18 protein-coding genes are annotated in these 18,087 nt (G+C 59.7%); 11 read left to right on the plus strand and 7 right to left on the minus strand.

The window, feature by feature from the left end; translation table 11 throughout:
• Positions 1–103: 103 nt before the first annotated feature.
• Entirely contained in the window at positions 104–877 is a 774-nt protein-coding gene (locus JFT58_RS21955) for a transporter substrate-binding domain-containing protein (RefSeq protein ID WP_054898834.1), read from the plus strand.
• Positions 878–970: 93 nt separating this feature from the next.
• Here the strand turns inward: JFT58_RS21955 and cynR are convergent, their stop codons facing one another.
• Positions 971–1,822, minus strand: a complete 852-nt coding sequence (gene cynR, locus JFT58_RS21960; RefSeq protein WP_054898835.1) for a transcriptional regulator CynR — start codon at positions 1,820–1,822, stop codon at positions 971–973.
• A 112-nt stretch (positions 1,823–1,934) separates the two neighbouring features.
• On the opposite strand from cynR, the gene JFT58_RS21965 reads away from it, so the two are divergent.
• The 3 genes from JFT58_RS21965 to JFT58_RS21975 are packed head-to-tail and all read left to right on the plus strand — an operon-like array spanning position 1,935 to position 3,970.
• Positions 1,935–2,576, plus strand: a complete 642-nt coding sequence (locus JFT58_RS21965; protein WP_198834596.1) for a carbonic anhydrase — start codon at positions 1,935–1,937, stop codon at positions 2,574–2,576.
• Positions 2,577–2,604: 28 nt separating this feature from the next.
• Complete coding sequence (gene cynS, locus JFT58_RS21970) at positions 2,605–3,075, plus strand: cyanase (protein ID WP_014717475.1); 471 nt, start codon at positions 2,605–2,607, stop codon at positions 3,073–3,075.
• 55 nt (positions 3,076–3,130) lie between these two features.
• The gene (locus JFT58_RS21975) at positions 3,131–3,970 is read left to right on the plus strand and encodes a cache domain-containing protein (protein ID WP_034126612.1); all 840 of its coding nucleotides are present in this window, start codon (positions 3,131–3,133) and stop codon (positions 3,968–3,970) included.
• 56 nt (positions 3,971–4,026) lie between these two features.
• Here JFT58_RS21975 and JFT58_RS21980 read toward each other — a convergent pair whose 3' ends face one another.
• Positions 4,027–5,544, minus strand: a complete 1,518-nt coding sequence (locus JFT58_RS21980; protein ID WP_054898836.1) for an MDR family MFS transporter — start codon at positions 5,542–5,544, stop codon at positions 4,027–4,029.
• Between the two features lie 66 nt (positions 5,545–5,610).
• Positions 5,611–6,795: a 4-hydroxybenzoate 3-monooxygenase gene (gene pobA / locus JFT58_RS21985; RefSeq protein ID WP_169918859.1), complete on the minus strand. Its 1,185-nt coding sequence runs from the start codon at positions 6,793–6,795 to the stop codon at positions 5,611–5,613.
• Positions 6,796–6,984: 189 nt separating this feature from the next.
• Between pobA and JFT58_RS21990 the strand changes: the two genes are divergently transcribed.
• Positions 6,985–7,860, plus strand: a complete 876-nt coding sequence (locus tag JFT58_RS21990; protein WP_054898838.1) for a helix-turn-helix domain-containing protein — start codon at positions 6,985–6,987, stop codon at positions 7,858–7,860.
• On the opposite strand, the gene JFT58_RS21995 is transcribed toward JFT58_RS21990, so the two are convergent.
• Together JFT58_RS21995 and JFT58_RS22000 are read right to left on the minus strand one after the other, a co-directional pair.
• Entirely contained in the window at positions 7,853–8,032 is a 180-nt protein-coding gene (locus JFT58_RS21995) for a hypothetical protein (protein ID WP_003189580.1), read from the minus strand. The two genes, JFT58_RS21990 and JFT58_RS21995, sit on opposite strands and share 8 nt — an antisense overlap.
• Positions 8,033–8,123: 91 nt before the next feature.
• Positions 8,124–9,029, minus strand: coding sequence for a LysR family transcriptional regulator (locus JFT58_RS22000; protein ID WP_034126609.1), 906 nt, complete (start codon positions 9,027–9,029; stop codon positions 8,124–8,126).
• A gap of 105 nt (positions 9,030–9,134) precedes the next feature.
• On the opposite strand from JFT58_RS22000, the gene JFT58_RS22005 reads away from it, so the two are divergent.
• A complete protein-coding gene (locus JFT58_RS22005; protein WP_054898839.1) occupies positions 9,135–10,001 on the plus strand; it encodes an MBL fold metallo-hydrolase in 867 nt (288 codons plus the stop codon).
• Between the two features lie 34 nt (positions 10,002–10,035).
• Positions 10,036–10,650, plus strand: a complete 615-nt coding sequence (locus JFT58_RS22010) for an NAD(P)-dependent oxidoreductase (protein WP_054898840.1) — start codon at positions 10,036–10,038, stop codon at positions 10,648–10,650.
• A gap of 147 nt (positions 10,651–10,797) precedes the next feature.
• Here JFT58_RS22010 and JFT58_RS22015 read toward each other — a convergent pair whose 3' ends face one another.
• A complete protein-coding gene (locus JFT58_RS22015) occupies positions 10,798–11,667 on the minus strand; it encodes a LysR substrate-binding domain-containing protein (protein ID WP_054898841.1) in 870 nt (289 codons plus the stop codon).
• 111 nt (positions 11,668–11,778) lie between these two features.
• On the opposite strand from JFT58_RS22015, the gene JFT58_RS22020 reads away from it, so the two are divergent.
• From JFT58_RS22020 to JFT58_RS22030, 3 genes are all read left to right on the plus strand, one after another.
• Entirely contained in the window at positions 11,779–13,401 is a 1,623-nt protein-coding gene (locus JFT58_RS22020; protein ID WP_054898842.1) for a 5-guanidino-2-oxopentanoate decarboxylase, read from the plus strand.
• Between the two features lie 182 nt (positions 13,402–13,583).
• On the plus strand, positions 13,584–14,771 hold the full coding sequence (locus tag JFT58_RS22025; RefSeq protein WP_054898843.1) for a cyanate transporter: 1,188 nt from the start codon (positions 13,584–13,586) through the stop codon (positions 14,769–14,771).
• Between the two features lie 137 nt (positions 14,772–14,908).
• On the plus strand, positions 14,909–15,844 hold the full coding sequence (locus JFT58_RS22030) for a LysR family transcriptional regulator (protein ID WP_034126603.1): 936 nt from the start codon (positions 14,909–14,911) through the stop codon (positions 15,842–15,844).
• A 33-nt stretch (positions 15,845–15,877) separates the two neighbouring features.
• Here the strand turns inward: JFT58_RS22030 and JFT58_RS22035 are convergent, their stop codons facing one another.
• The gene (locus tag JFT58_RS22035) at positions 15,878–16,837 is read right to left on the minus strand and encodes a LysR substrate-binding domain-containing protein (RefSeq protein ID WP_198834597.1); all 960 of its coding nucleotides are present in this window, start codon (positions 16,835–16,837) and stop codon (positions 15,878–15,880) included.
• 278 nt (positions 16,838–17,115) lie between these two features.
• Here JFT58_RS22035 and JFT58_RS22040 point away from each other — a divergent pair, with 278 nt between their 5' ends.
• Positions 17,116–18,075: an isopenicillin N synthase family dioxygenase gene (locus JFT58_RS22040; RefSeq protein WP_198834598.1), complete on the plus strand. Its 960-nt coding sequence runs from the start codon at positions 17,116–17,118 to the stop codon at positions 18,073–18,075.
• The last annotated feature ends 12 nt before the right edge of the window (positions 18,076–18,087 follow it).

An 18,087-nucleotide genomic window follows, 5' to 3' on the forward strand; every position in this document is an offset into this window, starting at 1 on the left:
GTGCCTGGTTCACAGCGGCGCACACAGCTTTTCCGCGAGCAAGCTCGTTCCTACCAAAACGGGCATTATGGCTGCTTCAACCGAGCCCCAAGGATTCGACTCCATGAAAGCGCCTCTGGCCCTCTGTGTACTGGCAAGCCTGGCCAATGTCGCCCAGGCCGACACAGCCGCATCACGCCTTGACGACGTGATTGCGCGCGGCACCCTCACCGTATGTACCACCGGGGACTACAAGCCTTACACCTCGCTGCGCAGCGACGGCGGCTATGAAGGTATCGACATTGCCATGGCCGAGTCCCTGGCCAACAGCCTCAACGCCAAAATCAACTGGGTGCCCACCACCTGGAAAACTCTGATGCCGGACTTTCTGGCCCAACGCTGCGACATCGCGGTGGGCGGTATTTCCGTGTCGTTGGAACGTCAGAAAAAAGCCTTCTTCAGCCAGTCTCTCGGGGTCGATGGCAAGATCCCACTGGTGCGCTGCGCCGATGTGCAGCGCTACCAGACGGTGGAACAGATCAACCAGCCCCAGGTGCGAGTGATCGAACCCGCCGGTGGCACCAATGAAGTGTTTGCCCGTGCGCACCTGGGCCAGACGCAGATTCGCCTGCATGACAACGTGACGATTTTTGATGAACTGCTGGCGGGCAAAGCCGATGTGATGATTACCGACGCCAGCGAGGCGCGTTATCAGCAGAAGCTCAAGCCTGGGTTGTGTGCGGTCAACCCGGAGCAACCGATGCAGTACAGTGAAAAAGCCTTTTTGCTGCCGCGCGATGATGTGGCCTGGAAGAGTTATGTGGATCAGTGGTTGCATTTGAGTGTGGCGACGGGGGCGTATGCGGGGATTGTGGGGCAGTGGTTGGCTGCGCCTTGAATGCGGGGTGTCAGGTAGATCGGTCTTGATTGTCCGGCCGTCATCGCAGGCAAGCCAGCTCCCACATTGGGATCCTGGGGCGTCAGCCCGGTCCTACGCCTTGATCAACGCTACAAACGCCGCACACGCAGCGCTGCGATACGCGCCCTTGCGACTCAGCAGTGCCGCGGTGCGCTGCGGCAACGGTGGATTGATCACCACGGCATGCAGGCCCGCCTGAGCCTCGGCCAGTGCGCGGGGCAGGATGGTTGCCAGGGGCGTGCTGCGCACGATTTCGATAATCGCGCTGATGGAATTGGCTTCCATGGCAATCTGCGGTTTAACCCCTTGCTGGTGGCAGTAGTCGTCGATATAGCGGCGGGTGGCGAAGCCTGTGTTCAGTAGCACCAGGGGCTGTTCGAGCCAGGCTGGTTGTGTGCGTTCTGGATGGCTGGCACTGACGACCAGGCTCAGCTCTTCGACAAACAGCGCCTCACAGTCGATCTCCAGCCCATGCTCGCCGGTAAAGCCGATGCCGACATCCAGCAGGTCCTCGCCCAGGGCTGCTTCGATGCGGTCTTGGGTCAGTTCCTCAATGCTCAAGGTGATGCCGGGATACAACGCATTGAAGCGTGCCAGCAGCGGGCCGATCAGGTAGGCGGTGAAGGTCGGCGTCATGGCCAGGCGCAAATGCCCCCGGCGCAGGTCCTGCACGTCATGTATGGCGCGGGTGCCGGCCTGTAGATCCTGCAAGGCCAGCCGCGCATAACGCACATAGGCCTGCCCCGCGTCGGTCAGGCTGACACTGCGCCCGGAACGGTCCAGCAGTGGCGCGCCCAGGCTTTCTTCCAGTTGCTTGATCTGTTGCGACAAGGTCGGCTGCGACACGTGCAGCGCCTCGGCGGCACGCGTGAAATTGCGATGCTCGGCAACGGCCAGCAAGTAACGGATATGACGCAACAGCATGGGCAGTGCTCCAACTATAGGAATAACTTATAGAAAGCATAATAAACCGGTCTTGGACGCTATAGCCGAAAACTTCCATCCTTGCCCCATCAGCGACGCAAGGAGAACCACCATGCAGCATCTCATCGACGGCTTTCGCAAATTCCAACGTGAAGCCTTTACCCCGCGCAGTGACTTGTTCGAACACCTGGCGACCACGCAAAACCCCGGCACCTTGTTCGTGTCCTGCTCTGACAGCCGCGTAGTCCCCGAGCTGTTGACCCAGCAGGAACCCGGTGACCTGTTCGTCATCCGTAACGCCGGCAACATAGTGCCGTCCTACGGCCCGGAACCGGGAGGCGTGTCGGCCACAGTCGAATATGCCGTAGCGGTGCTGGGCGTCAGCGACATTGTGATTTGCGGGCACTCGGACTGCGGTGCAATGACTGCAATTTCTACCTGCAAATGCCTGGACCACCTGCCCGCCGTGGCCAACTGGTTGCGCCATGCCGAGTCGGCCAAGGTGATCAATGCAGCCCGTACGCATGCCTCGGACGCTGCCCGCCTGGATGCCTTGGTGCGCGAAAACGTGGTCGCCCAACTGGCTAATCTCAAGACCCACCCTTCGGTCGCCCTGGCGCTGGAACAAGGCCGGATGAACCTGCATGGCTGGGTGTACGACATCGAAACCGGCGGCATCGACGCTTTGGACGGGCACACCGGGCGCTTCGTCTCCCTGCTCGACCACCCCAGCACCCGCGCCCACGCCGCCTGAACCTTATTCAACCCAAGAGGACGTCACCATGTTGCAATCCCAATTCGCCCAAACCCCACGCCTGGCCCTGGCCGACACCGTTATCGACCTCAAGGCACGCAAAAACCTGTCGTGGCAGGACCTCACCGACGGCACCGGGCTGAGCCTGGCATTCGTCACCGCAGCCCTGCTCGGCCAGCACCCGCTGCCCAAGGAGGCGGCCGACATCGTGTGCGGCAAACTCGGCCTTGACGAGGACGCCAGCCGACTGCTGCAAAGCGTCCCACTGCGCGGCAGCTTCCCGAGCGGTGTGCCGACCGACCCAACCATGTACCGTTTCTACGAAATGCTGCAGGTCTACGGCTCTACCTTGAAGGCCCTGGTGCATGAGCAATTCGGCGACGGCATCATCAGCGCCATCAACTTCAAGCTGGACATCAAGAAAGTCGAAGACCCGGACGGCGGCTCCCGTGCGGTCATCACCCTGGACGGCAAATACCTGCCGACCAAACCCTTCTGATTTGCCGCCAACCGTCTACGCTCTTGGCACACCAACAAGAACGAGGGACGGGTAAATGAAGAGACTGCTCCGATTCACCTGGCTGCTGCTGTTGTGTTGCAGCCAGGTGCATGCCGCCACGGCACAGGAAGCGGATGCCCAAGCCGCCAAGGCCCTGCTGGAAAAAGCCTTGGCGTACTACCACAAGCAAGGTGACAAGGCCTTCGCCGCCTTCAGCCGTCAGGGCGAGTTCATCGACCAGGACCGCTATGTGTTTGTGGTCGATACAAAAGGCGTGCTGTTGGCCAGTGGCGGGCCCTCCTCCGCGCTGATCGGTCGCGATGTGTCCGAGGTGCTCGGGCCCGACCTGCAAGCCTCGTTCAAACAAGCCCTTAGCGTGCCCGAAGGCCAGGGTATCCAGCAGGCTGACTATCGCTGGCAGAACTGGAATGACGGCAAGGTCGAACACAAGCATGTGTTTTATCAGCGGGTGGGCGAACGCATCCTGGCGGTCGGTTATTACTTGCCGCGCGCCACGCCGGAACAGGCACGGGCGCTGCGCAACAAGGCGGTGGAGGCGTTAGTCAAGGATGAAACCGGCACGCTCAAGGCGATCAACTCTTTGCAGGGTGGCTTCCTGCAAGATGACCTGTACGTGTTTGTGGTGGACCTGAACACCCGGCGCTACGTCGCCCACGGCACCAACCTGCGCCTGATCAACACCGATTTTGCCAAGATCAAGGACCCGGATGGCAAACCGGTGGGTGTGCCGATCCTCCAGATGATGGCCGAACAGGACCAGGGCGAATACAAATACCGCTGGAAAAACCCGGTGACCGGCAAGGTCGAGAACAAGCATGCCTATGTGCGCAAGAGCGGGCATTTCATGGTTGCGGTGGGGTATTACAGCCCCTGATCCTGATCGTTCCCACGCTCTGCGTGGGAACGCCGCCTGGGACGCTCCGCGTCCGCTTATCTAACTTTGTCTTCACGGCCGCGCAGTACCCGATTCGGCATCGCTATCGCAGCGGCCAACCCCAGCAGCGACACCGCCGCACTCACCATCAGCAAATGCCGGAACGTCACCGCCAGCTCGTCGCGCAACGCATCCTGCGCCGGGCCGGGTGCGGCGTTGAGGCCGTCGAGCAGTACGTTGCCGGAACTGCCTTCGGCCACCAGTGCGCCGCTCGTCAAATGGGCGAAACTGGAATCGTGCAACAGCGCCAGCAGCAACGCCGACATGCAGGCCACCCCCACTGCCCCGCCCAGGGAGCGAAACAGGTTGGTGGTGCTGGTGGCCACACCGATATCCCGTTGCTCTACCGAGTTCTGCGTACCCACCAACGAGGTCGGGAACTGCATGCCGGCGGCGATACCGCACAACAACATGAAGACGCTGGTAAGCGCCACCGCCTGGGGGGCGCTGTAGGCCATGCCGAGAATCGCCAGCGGGCTCAACACCGCGCCGCTGAGGATCATCGGTTTATAGCGGCCGGTCACCGAGGTCATGCGCCCGGCGAAATACGCGCCCATCGGCAAGCCCATCGCCAACGGCAGCAAGTGCAGGGCTGCGCTGTCGGCACCAGCGCCGGTCACGGTCTGGTAGCGCAGGGGCATCAGCACCGTCAGGGAAATCGCCTGGAAGCTGGTGACGAAAATCGTGCACCAGCACAACACCGCACTGCGGTTGGCAAACAAGTGCATCGGCAACAGCGGTTCCCGTGCGCGGCGTTCGTGCCATACAAACACGCTCAAGGCCAACAGGGCACAGGCCAGCAACCCCAGCACTTGATCGTCACGCCACGAATGGCCCTGGCCGATTTCAGTGATGCCCAGCAACAAGGCGGTGAGGCCGACGATCATCAGCACCGTGCCGAGGTAATCGATGATCGGCTTGCGCTGCGGCACCGGCAGCCCCACCAGAGTGCGATGGGCCACGTACCAGGCACCGACGCCCAGTGGCAGGTTGATCAAAAACACCCATCGCCACGACAGGTACTCGGTCATATAACCGCCCAGTACCGGCCCGGCCACGCTGGCCACCGCGTACATGCTGCTGAAATACCCCTGATAACGTCCCCGTTCGCGGGGAGGAATAATGTCGCCAATGATCGCCTGGCTCACCGAGACCATCCCGCCAGCGCCGATACCCTGCAGAACCCGCGCCAGCACCAGTTGCTCCATGCTTTGCGCAAGGCCGCAGAACAGCGACGCGAGGGTGAACACGCCCATGCCGATGAGCATCATGGGGCGGCGCCCATACAGGTCACCGAGCTTGCCGTAGATCGGCACCGCCACGGTCATCGCTACCATGTAGCCGGAGATCACCCAGGCGAGCAGGTTGACGTCATGGAACTGTGCGGAAATGGCCGGCATGGACACGGCGACAATGGTCTGGTCCAGGGCACCCAGGAAGATCGCCATCATCAGCGCGACCAGGATACTGCGCACGGCGGGAACGGTTGGAGCGGGCTGATAGAGGTGTGTCACGGCAGAACCTTCGAGCAGGGCCCACAGGCAACGGTCACCGGTGGGAATGCTCGATACGATAGCAGGCTATTCGATAGGCTCGTAAGGAAGGCCGACGTAATTTTCTGCGATGGTTTTACGCCCAGCCTCAGAGCGAATGAAATAGTCCAGTTCGCTTTCGGCAATACGCTGGCTGAAGTCATCCGCCTGGGGAAACTGATGCAGCATCGAGGTCATCCACCAGGAAAACCGCTCGGCTTTCCACACTCGGCGCAGGCAGATTGCCGAGTATTTTTCCAGCAAGTCCAGGCGCCCTTCGCGGTACACCTTGAGCAAGATGCGGAACAAGGTGCTCACATCACTGGCTGCCAGGTTCAAGCCCTTGGCACCGGTGGGCGGCACAATGTGCGCGGCATCGCCGAGCAGGAACAGGCGCCCGTACTGCATGGGTTCCACCACAAAGCTGCGCAGCGGCGCGATGCTTTTCTCGATAGACGGGCCGGTCACCAATTGTTCGGCCAATGAGCCGGGCAGGCGGCTTTTGAGTTCATCCCAGAAACGTTCATCTGCCCAGTCTTCCAGCTTCTCTTCGACCGGCACTTGCAGGTAGTAACGGCTGCGGGTCGGCGACCGCATGCTGCACAGCGCAAAACCCCGCGCATGTTTGGCGTACACCAGTTCGGCATGTACCGGCGGCGTGTCGGCCAGCACGCCCAGCCAGCCGAAGGGATAGACCCGTTCGAACACCTTCAGCGCTTGCGCCGGTATCGACTGGCGGGCCACGCCATGGAAACCGTCGCAGCCGGCAATGTAGTCGCACTCCAGGCGACAGGCTTGGCCTTCATGCTCAAAGGTCAGCCACGGCTGTTCACTTTTCAGGTCATGGGGTTGAACATTGGAGGCTTCGTACAGAGTGATGGCACCCGCGGCTGCGCGGGCGGCCATCAGGTCGCGGGTGACCTCGGTCTGGCCGTAGATCATCACCGACTGGCCGCCGGTCAAGGCCTTGAGGTCGATGGAGGTGAGTTGGCCATTGAGGGCAATATCAAACCCGTCGTGCACCAGACCCTCGGCGTCCATGCGTTGGCTGACGCCGGCTTCGCGCAGCAGGTCGACCATGCCCTGTTCCAACACACCGGCGCGGATACGGCCTTGTACGTAATCGGCGCTCTGACGCTCTAGAACGAGGGTCTGGATGCCAGCGTTGTGCAGCAGTTGGCCGAGCAGCAATCCGGAAGGACCGGCACCAATAATGGCGACTTGGGTTTTCAGGGTTTTCATTATTTTTATGACCTTCAAGCTTCACGCGAACGTATGGAGTGAAAGAGTTGTCATTGCTCTTGTGGCTGACATTTTTCACTTGAGTGAGGCTCATAAGAAGGTGAAAACTGCGTCAAAACCTGTGCTTTTCGCCAATCGGGGCGATTACCGAACCATTATCCTGAGTATCGGATTGAAACCATGACCAAAACCGCGATTCCGGTCTTCAAGCTTTACGGGGAAAGCCAGCAGTGGCCGACTCCCGATTTGTTGCACTGCGAAACCATTTCCCGGCGCAGTCGGGAATACCAGTGGGAAATCCAGCCCCACCGGCACGCGGACCTGTGCCAGTTGCTGTATGTGCACAAAGGCCAGGCACAACTGGAAATCGAGGGCCAGCGCACCACGCTTAACGAGTCGAGCCTGCAAGTGCTGCCACCGCTGTGCGTGCATGGCTTTCGTTTTTCCGAGGATGTGGAAGGGTTTGTGGTAACGCTTTCGGCGCCGCTGGTCAGCCACTTGCAGGCGCAACTGGGCTCTACCGTCGATGGCCTGCACACACTCGGCAGCTACCCGGCGGGCAAGGACAGCGATTACTTGAACAGCCTGTTCGTACGCTTGCAGGACGAATACGCCGATGACCAACCGGCACGGGACATGATGCTGCACGCCCTGGTCAGCGTGTTGTTGGTATGGGTCAGCCGCCAGGCGATCGAGCGCCGCCATCCACGCGCGCCGCGGGGTCGTGAGTACTTTCGGCGGTTTACGCAACTGGTCGAACAGCATTACCGCGAACACCCGAAGATTGAAGACCTGGCCCACAAGCTGGGCATCTCGGTCTCACATTTGAACGGGACGTGTCGGGAGTTGGGTGGGCAACCGGCGTTGCAGATCATGCATGACCGCCAATTGCTGGAAGCCAAGCGCCTGCTGACCTACACCAGCATGACCATCAACGAGATGTCCGAAGTGCTGGGCTTTTCCGACCCGACCAACTTCTCACGGCTGTTTCGCCGCAGGGTCGGGTTTTCACCCAAGGCGTTTCGTGAACAACTGAAGGCAGAGCAGCCTACCTGAGCGCACTGAAACTGCCGGTGCGGGGAACGCATTGGTCCTGATGGCAGCTGATAGCGAACGCCGCTGGCTGCATGCGCGTTTGCTCGACGCGGTAGGCGGCAGTCCCATACAGCGCTGTCGCCAATGCGCAGAGGGTGAAAATCGTCAGGTACTTTCTGGTTTTAATGCTCATGGCACAGACCTCTGAACGGATCTACAGGGTGCTGTTTAAAGCATAGGTCAACTTGCCCTGATGCGATGCCATTCAGCGCGCTTATTTCAGCTCAAAGCCCGACATCCCAACCCGGCTCTTCAGGAAAGCGCAGCACCAGGAAATCCAGGAGGCTACGCAACGCCGAAGGCATGTGTTTGCGTGAGGCGTACACCGCATAGATGTTCATTTGTCGTGGCTCGGCGTGCGGCAGCAAGCGCACCAACTCCCCACTGCGAATCAGCTCGCCGGCCTGATAACTGGGCAGCATCGCCACCCCTGCCCCGGCCAGCGTCACGCGCATTAACGTGCTGGCCTCATTGGCCGTGATATTGCCGTGGACCGGCACCGACACGTGCTCTCCGTTTTCTTCGAAATGCCACAGGCTCTTGCCGAAGTAGGAGTGAGTCAGGCAATTGTGCCGGGCCAGGTCTTCGACTTTCTGCGGCGCCGGATGCTCGCGCAGATAAGCCGGTGTGGCGCACACCACCGAGCGACATACGGTCAGGCGCCGGGCGATCAGGTTGGGGTCCAGATCATTGCTGGTGCGGATCGCCAGGTCGATGCGCTCGTCCACCAGGTTCACCGTGCGATCAAGCATCTGCAAATCCACCGTCACCAGGGGGTAAAGCTTGACGTATTCGGCAATCGCCGCGCCCAGTTGCGCCTGGCCGAACGAGGTGCTGACGCTCAGGCGCAACAGACCTCGGGGCGCATCATCGGGTTCGCTGACGGCGGCCTGCATATCCCCACACAAATCCAACAATTGCCGACAACGCGGTAGTGTTTCACCCCCGGCGGCAGTGAGGCTGAGCTTGCGCGTGGTGCGGTGTAGCAGGCGTGCACCCACCCAGTCTTCCAGCTCCGCCAGGTAACGCGAGACCACCGGGCGCGACAGGTCAAGGTGGTCGGCGGCGGCGGATTGGCTGCCCAGGTCCACCACGGTGACAAACACGCGCATTGCTTGAAGACGATCCATGATTTGCCCGATTTTAGAAACAAACTATGTCCCAGCATCGCATTTTTTGTCGCGTTTTATGCAACTAAGCTCTGTGCATCCCTTATCTATGGCAGGAGCTGCCCGATGTTCTCGACCTTCAAACGCTTGACCCTGGCTACTGCCGCCCTGGCATTCGCTGCCCACGCAGCGGCGGCAGAGCTGAAACTGGACGTGTACAACCCAGGCGAAGCCGCGATCTTCCCGGTCAGCTCGGTGCTGGTGAGCGGCGAGAAAGACGCGATCCTGGTGGATGCGCAATTCGGCAAAGGCCAAGCCGAGCAACTGGTGCAGAAGATCCGCGCCAGCGGCAAACGCCTGACCACCATCTACATCAGCCATGGCGACCCGGACTACTACTTCGGCCTGGACACCCTCACCGCCGCTTTCCCCGACGCCAAGGTGCTGGCGCCGCAGCCGGTGGTCGACCATATCAACGCCACTGTCGCCGACAAGCTGGCCTTCTGGGGCCCGAAAATGGGCGCAGACAAACCGGCCAAGACCCTTGTACCGCAGGTACTTAAAGGCCACAGCCTGACGCTGGAAGGACAGCAGCTTGAAGTGGTGGGCCTCGACGGCCCGCAGCCAGATCGCAGCTTTGTGTGGATCCCGTCGATCAAGGCCGTGGTCGGTGGTGTGGTGGTCGCTGAAAACATCCACGTCTGGATGGCTGATACCCAGAGCGCGCAATCCCATAAAGACTGGTTGGCCACCCTCAAGCGCATTGAAGACCTGAAACCGAACACCGTGGTGCCAGGCCATTACCTGGGCACGCCATCGCTGGTCTCGGTCAACTTCACCGCCGATTACATCAAGGCCTTCGACCTCGAAACCGCCAAGGCCAAGGACTCCGCCGCCCTGATTGCGGCCATGAAAAAACGCTACCCCACCCTCGCCGACGAAAGCTCGCTGGAACTGAGCGCCAAAGTCGCCAAGGGCGAAATGAAGTGGTAACTGGCTTTAAACCTTAACCCTGTTGGAGAACATCATGAGCAAGATTGCAATCATTGGTGCCACCGGCCGCGCCGGTAGCCAACTGCTGGAAGAAGCGCTGCGTCGCGGGCATACCGTCACCGCCATCGCCCGCAATACCGACAAGCTGGCTGTGCGCCCAGGCGTTACGGTCAAACAGGTTGATGCCCTGGATGCCGAGGCCTTGCAACACGCCATCAGCGGTAGCGACGTGGTGATCAGCGCGGCGCACTTCGCCACCCTTCCCGCCAGCGCCGTGATCGGCCCGGTGAAAAAGGCCGGGGTGAAACGTTTGTTGGTGGTCGGCGGCGCAGGTTCGCTGTTGTTGCCCGGTGGCGGGCGCGTGATCGACAGCGAAGGGTTCCCGGCTGAATATAAAGCTGAAGCCAGTGCCGGGGCTGACTTCCTGGAAACGTTGCGTCAGGAAAAGGAGCTGGATTGGACCTTTCTGTCGCCATCGGCCCTGTTCGACGGCACCGAGCGCACGGGCAAATTCCGCCTGGGCACGGATGAGCTGCTGGTGAACAGTGACGGCAACAGTTCGATCAGTTTTGCCGACTTCGCCATCGCCATGCTGGATGAAGTGGAGACACCGAAGTACTCGCGCCAGCGCTTTACCGTCGGTTACTGACCCAACGCTGGCTTGCCTTTTTTGTAGGAGCGAGCTTGCTCGCGAAAAACTCACAGGCGCCGCGTTCATTCAGGATGTAGGCGTTATCGTTGACGCTTTTCGCGAGCAAGCTCGCTCCTACATAGGGCGATGTACGGGCAAGCCAGCTCACGCACTGGCCTCACTGACCAACCAATCCATCAGCGCGACCAAGCCAACCGACGGTTCCTTCCCCGGCGGATACACCAGGAAATACCCCATCCCCGTCGACACCCGCAGTTCAAACGGCATCGCCAACCGCCCCGCCTTCAGATCCTCGCCAATCAGCGCACTGTCGCCCATCGCCACCCCGGTGCCCTGGGACGCTACGGTCATTGCCAAGTCCAAGGTTTCGAAGTGGTGCCGTTGGATGGGATCGCTCAAGCAGGCATTGGCAGCCTTGAGCCACAACGTCCAATCGCGCTCGTCTCGGGTCGGGTGCAACAGTACCTGATGCTGCAAATCCTGCGGCGTACGCAAACTGCCCAGCAACCCAGGCACGCAGACCGGCGTTAGGCGCTCGTCGAATAAGTGCCGCGCCTCGGCCGACTGCTCGGCGATGGGCCCGTAGATCACCGCCGCGTCAAACGTCTCACGACGAAAGTCGACGTTATAGGCCACCGTCGTGGTGAGCTCCACCGGCACATCCGGGCGTTCTTTTTGCCATTGCAGCAAGCGCGGCAACAACCAGCGCATCACGCAGGTGGACGCTTTGAGCTGCAAGGTGCGGCGCCGGTCACCGATGTGCTCCACCGCGTCAGCGAGCAAGCCAAACACCTGTTGCGCGCACGCCAGCCATTCGCGCCCCTCCTCCGTCAGGCTCAAGCCCCGCGCCTGGCGCTGAAACAGGGCATAGCCCAACTGGCTTTCCAACCCGGCCACCTGCCGGCTCACCGCGCCCTGGGTGATGTGCAGGTGTTCGGCGGCACGGGTGAAGTTGCAGCACTGGGCCGTGACCCAGAAGGTGTGCAACGCAGGTAACGGAGGGAGGCGTTTCATCGGGGTGCAGCCATGACGGGAGGACATGGCGAGTATGACTTTTTATCGATTGTTGCCGCCACTGGCCAACCGCTCCAATAGCGCTTCGAATCCATCACAAGAGCGACCTGTATGGCGACCTGCGGCGAAGTATTGGTGCACCTCCTGGAACGCTACGGCGTGGACCACGTGTTCGGCATTCCCGGCGTGCACACCGTGGAGCTGTACCGGGGCCTGGCGCGCTCCAGTATTCGGCATATCACCCCGCGCCACGAACAGGGCGCCGGCTTCATGGCCGACGGTTATGCGCGCACCTCTGGCAAGCCCGGCGTGTGCTTTATCATCACCGGCCCCGGCATGACCAATATCACCACCGCCATGGGCCAGGCCTATGCCGACTCGATCCCGATGCTGGTGATTTCCAGCGTGCAGGCACGCAGCCAGTTGGGCGGCGGGCGCGGCAAGTTGCATGAACTGCCGAACCAGAGCGCGCTGGTGGCCGGGGTGGCGGCGTTCTCCCATACCTTGATGTCAGCGGCCGAACTGCCCGCCGTGCTGGCGCGGGCGTTTGCGTTGTTCCAGGCTGGTCGGCCGCGCCCGGTGCATATCGAGATCCCCCTGGATGTGTTGGTGGAAAATGCCGACGCGTTGCTGGGCAGCACGCCTGTCAGCGTCACCCGTGCCGGCGCAGCACCGGCTGCCATTGAGCAGATGCGCCAGTGGCTGGCTGCGGCCAAGCGCCCGCTGATCCTGGCCGGTGGCGGCGCCATTGACGGCGCCACCGAACTGACCCACCTCGCAGAAACCCTCGGCGCGCCCGTGGCCTTGACCATTAACGCCAAGGGTATGTTGCCCGCCGCGCACCCGCTGCTCATCGGCTCCACGCAGACACTGCCCGCCACCCGTGCCTTGGTGGCTGAAGCTGACGTGGTATTGGCGATCGGCACCGAGTTGGCGGAGACCGACTACGACGTCACCTTCGCCGGCGGTTTCAACATTCCCGGAACGCTGCTGCGCATCGATATCGACCCGGACCAGACCGTACGCAACTACCCGCCCCAAGTGGCACTGGTGGCCGATGCGCGCATTGCCGCCCAAGCCCTGCTTACCGAAATCAACCGCCAGCCGCTGGCGCCGCGCACTGCCGACTGGGGTGCAGCACGCGTCTCCCGTTTGTGGGCCGAGCTGGAACCTGCCTGGGACGCTGCGACGCGTGCGCAAACCCGGTTTCTCAACGCGGTTCTGGAGGAATTGCCCGGCGTGATGTTCGTGGGCGACTCCACTCAACCGGTGTACAGCGGCAACCTGACCCTGAACCTCGACCACCCACGTCGGTGGTTCAACGCCTCCACCGGTTACGGCACCCTGGGTTATGCCCTGCCCGCCGCCATGGGTGCCTGGCTCGGGCGCGGCGATGGCCAACCGGTGGTGTGCCTGATCGGCGACGGCGGTTTGCAATTCACCTTGCCGGAACTGGCCAGCGCGGTGGAGGCCCGTACTCCTGTGATTGTGCTGTTGTGGAATAACCAGGGTTATGAAGAGATCAAGAAGTACATGGTCAACCGTGACATCGAGCCGGTGGGTGTGGACATCTACACGCCGGACTTTATCGGCGTGGCCACGGCCTTGGGTTGCGCGGCAGAAAGCATCCGCGGCATCGAACATCTTCGCACCGCATTGCATGCTGCTGCTGATCGCCAGGGGCCGACGCTGCTTGAAATCGACCAAGGGCGGTGGGAGTTGACGAATCTGTAATCCCGCAACGCTGGACCTGTGGCGAGGGAGCTTGCTCCCGTGACGCCCTGCCAGCCAGCGCCCAATGCGCGCTTACCTCACCCCTCGGCATCTGCATTTTTTCAATAGCCCCTGCGACTTTCTGATTTGCCCCGCTGCACGCTCCATGGCCTGATTCGCCCTTGTTCATTCAAGGCAGGCCCATGGAAAACGTTCAGGCAAAATCCACCTCCGCACTATGGCTGATGATCAGCGTAGTGCTCGTCGCTCTCAACTTGCGCCCCTCGATGGCGGCCGTGGGGCCCTTGCTGGCGTCGATTCGTGCGGATGTGCCGCTAAGTTTCAGCAGCGCCGCCTTACTGACCATGTTGCCGGTCATGGCCATGGGCCTGGCGATGTTCTTTGGCATGGACTTGGCCAAGCGCGTGGGCGAGCATCGCAGCATTGTGCTGTCGCTGCTGGTGATTGGGCTGGCGACCTTGTCGCGGTTGTTCCTGGATTCGGCACTGGAACTCATCGTGAGTGCCATCGCGGCGGGAGTCGGCATTGCGCTGATTCAGGCATTGATGCCGGCGCTGATCAAGTCGCGGTTCAGTGCCAATGTCTCGTTATTCATGGGCCTGTATGTCACCGCGATCATGGGCGGCGCGGCTCTGGCTGCTTCGTTCTCGCCGTTGGTGCAAGCCCGGACCGGCAGTTGGCGTATCGGCCTGGCTATCTGGGCACTGCTGGCGTTGCTGGCCCTGGTGTTCTGGTATGCCCAGCGTGCGGCACTGCCGCCGTTGCCTCAAGCCGGCTCGGGCCCTCAGGAGGCTTTTTTCAGCAATCGCCGCGCCTGGTTGCTGGCGATCTTTTTTGGCCTCGGCACCGCGTCCTACACCTGTGTGCTGGCGTGGCTGGCGCCCTACTACGTCGAGCAGGGTTGGAGTGAACAGAATGCCGGCTTGCTGCTGGGCTTCTTGACCGCCATGGAAGTGATCTCCGGCCTGGTCACCCCGGCCATCGCCAACCGCCGCCAGGATAAGCGTAGCGTGGTGGCGGTGTTGCTGGTGCTGATCATCCTGGGTTTCTGCGGGCTCATTCTCAGTCCGCAACACTGGAGCCTGTTGTGGCCATGCCTGCTCGGCCTGGGGATTGGCGGCCTGTTTCCGATGAGCCTGATCCTGTCCCTGGACCACCTCGACAACCCGCGCCGCGCCGGTGGCCTTACCGCGTTTGTGCAGGGCATCGGTTATCTGATCGCCGGCCTGTCGCCGCTCATCGCCGGCATGATCCGCGACCAATTGGGCAGCTTCGAATGGGCCTGGTGGTCATTGATGGCAGTGAGCGGGCTGATGCTGCTGATCGTCATGCGGTTCAACCCGGCGCATTACGCACGCCATATCCGCTGACGTCGTATTACAAACATTTTTTGTCCCACACAAAACATTGAAGGGTCCTACAGAGCTTTCTATTGGTACGAGCGTTCCGTTAACATTTTGCTCAGTCTTGTACTGAGTTCGGTACAAAGGGTTTACGGACGAAACCGATGCTAAACAGTAACTTGCTCAGAAAGCTCGATATGCAGGATTTGATGGTGTTCATCGCCGTCTACGACCAGAGCAGCGTTACCGAGGTGTCTGAAACGCTGTTCGTCAGCCAGTCCACCGTGAGCTATAGCCTGAAGAAGCTGCGCACCAGCTTTGAAGATGAGCTGTTTATCAACACCCGCGCAGGCATGCGTCCTACGTACAAGGCCACCACCATGTACGAGCACGTGCACAAGATTCTGGAAAGCATCAACCTGTGCCATGCCGGTGGCCAGGCTTTTGATCCGACCCAACAGGCCGTGACCTTCAATGTGTGCGCGCCGGAATATTTCGAACAGTTGATCCTCCCGCGCCTGCTGAAGCGCTTCGACCATGCCGACCTGCCGGTAATCGTCAATGTGCAGAAGCTGGAAACCGACATCCCCGCCGACGACCTGCGTGAAGGTCGCCTGGACCTGGTGATCTGCTTCGGCCCGCACTTTCACCGCGCTCACAAAGACTTCAAGACCCAGATGCTGTTGGAGGACGACTTGGTCTGCGTGTGCGACCAACGCTCAGCGCCGAGAGAACAGGCGTTCAGCCTGCAATCCTTCGTTGAGCGGCGCCACGTATTCCCTACGCCGTGGACCTCCGACACCAACATGATCGATGGCTGGCTTGCGCGCCAGGCCCGCAAGCGTCAGGTGATTGCACGGGCCAACAGCTACAGCGCGGCATTGAAGATGATTGCCGGCACCGATTTCATCGTCACCTTGCCCCGCCGCGTGCAAAAGTTACTGGCACCAGCGCCGGCATTCGGTGTTTGCGAAGCACCTAACGGTTTGCCGGGGTTCACCCTGGATATGCAGTGGAACGAAACCAGTGGGCAGGACAGCGCCAATACCTGGTTTCGGGAACAAGTGGTGAAGGTGTGTGCGGATCAGGGTTTGTTATAGGAACGCGCCTGATCAAGCTCTCCACCCCCCTAATCAGATAGCCAGTGACGTTCGGCGCTTAATGACAGCCTGCGACGCGACATCCCGAGCGACAGGGCAATCGATATGGCAGTCTGCTATTACTTTGACCATCCACGCCAGAAACTGCTTTACGGCACCTGAACGCTCACGCCCCGGCACGCATACAGCTGAAAACTGCGCGCCCGGAATCTTGATGTCGGGCCTGTAAGGAATCAGCAATCCATTCGCAACATAGTCTGCCGCCAAGACCGTGCTCGCCAGCGTCAAGCCATGCCCGGCAATAGCGGCCTGGAGCGCAAAATGCTCATCGTTGTATTCACGATAGACCGCGTTTGATAGCCAACTTTCATGATTCGCAGCCGCGCACCAGGACGCCCAACTAATTGAAGCGGGCGATGACGTAGCCCAACGTATACTTATAAGTTTCAAAGAAGCTTCAACTTCCTCTTGCCTCCAGTGGGCATGAGAGAAAACACCAAACTGTTCGCGCATAAGCGCGTGGCTGTACAAGTCTGGAAAATCGCGAAACCCACAACGAATCGCTAAATCAACAGATGAGTCACGAAACAAATCCACCACTTCATTACTGGTTTCAACACTGACATGAATGTCTGGATGTTCGCTATAAAATTTCGCCAGCCGAGGGATCAACCATAAAGACGCAAATGCCGGCGTGGTAGAAACTCGGAGTGTGTTGGAGTCGGCGGGTGGCTTGAGCGAAGACATACTACCGCTTATATCCAGAAACGAAAGATGCACCTTTGAATATAGCCTCTCACCGTTCGCTGTGAGTTGAACACCGTGGGGAGTGCGTACAAAAAGCATACTGCCCAGTAAGTTTTCAAGTGTTTTTATTTGTTGTGATACTGCCGCTGGGGTAACAAACAACTCCGCGGAGGCTGCTTTAAACCCACCGAGTCTTGCGGCAGATTCAAATGCACGAATGGCTGTCAACGGCAATTTTGCGAACATTAATCAATCCCCCTTCCATGGTAAAAAAACTAAGCCAGGCTTACTTTATCTGATTTGCCTTCGCTTTCATAGAAGTGAATTCTAGGCTACGCCACCTAGCCGGTAACAGGAGGCGCGTCGATCGAGAATGTCGAGTCCATACTGACTGCGCTTGCGGATTGACGAAATTCTTTAGTCTAACTAAATGACACTGGCCTATATACGGTCTATCCCTGAGTGCACTTCAGCGTTCATGGAGTAGGTCTCGTTGCGCCTTTTTTAGAGCACATGGTGCATTCATGGAAAAGAACATACCTATCATTGACGTCGGTAGTTTGACGCAGGGAGCAGAGATATCACCACGTCTAGTAAAGGAGATCGACAACGCGTGCAGGGAGGTCGGATTTTTCACCGTCGTCAATCACGGTGTAGATAACACGCTTATTTCAACTGTCTTCTCTCAAATAGAATCGTTTTTTGACCTGCCTGTTCAGGCCAAGGAAAAAATCGAAATTCATAAATCCCCCTATATGCGTGGCTACTTTAGCGAAGGCGCTGATAAGTCGGATGGCATATTGGGCGATGTCAAAGAGGGTTTTGACATGGCCGCGGACTTGTCGCTTGACGACGAGTTCGTAAAAGCCAAATTACCTTTTTACGGCCCCAATGTATGGCCAGAGGAATTACCCGACTTCAAGCTTGCGATGAGGGAATATCACTCGCAAATGCTTGCGTTCGGAAAAAAACTGCTAAACGTGTTTGCCCTTGCTCTCAATATGCCGATCGATTACTTCGATGATAAATTCAAGAAGCCGATGGCCCAATTGAGAGTCCTGCGTTATCCCTCCACCCAATATACGCAGGGAGCGCCGATGGGTGCTGGAGAGCATACAGACTTCGGCTGGATCACGATGATCTCGGAAAGTGCCACCGGGGGGTTAGAGGTACAGAGTGCCAACGGCACCTGGATCAAAGTCAAACGCATCCCAAATGCCTTTGTCGTCAATGTCGGGGATCTAATGTCTCGCTGGACGAATGACCGTTACAAGGCAACGCTGCATCGAGTGATAAATACCTCCGGCAAATTACGCCATTCGGCGGCGTTCTTTATGGACCCAGACTACACCGCCAAAGTGGAGTGCCTGCCCAGCTGTTGCGCAGACGGCAGTCCTGCGAAATACGGAGCGATCATCGCGGGTGAGTACATGGACCAGAGGTTCTTGGAAACCACCACATTTCGTGAACTTGAACCCAACTAGTAGGAGTATTGA

It is taken from the genome of Pseudomonas sp. MF6767, assembly GCF_016405475.1.
Lineage (GTDB): Bacteria > Pseudomonadota > Gammaproteobacteria > Pseudomonadales > Pseudomonadaceae > Aquipseudomonas > Aquipseudomonas paracarnis.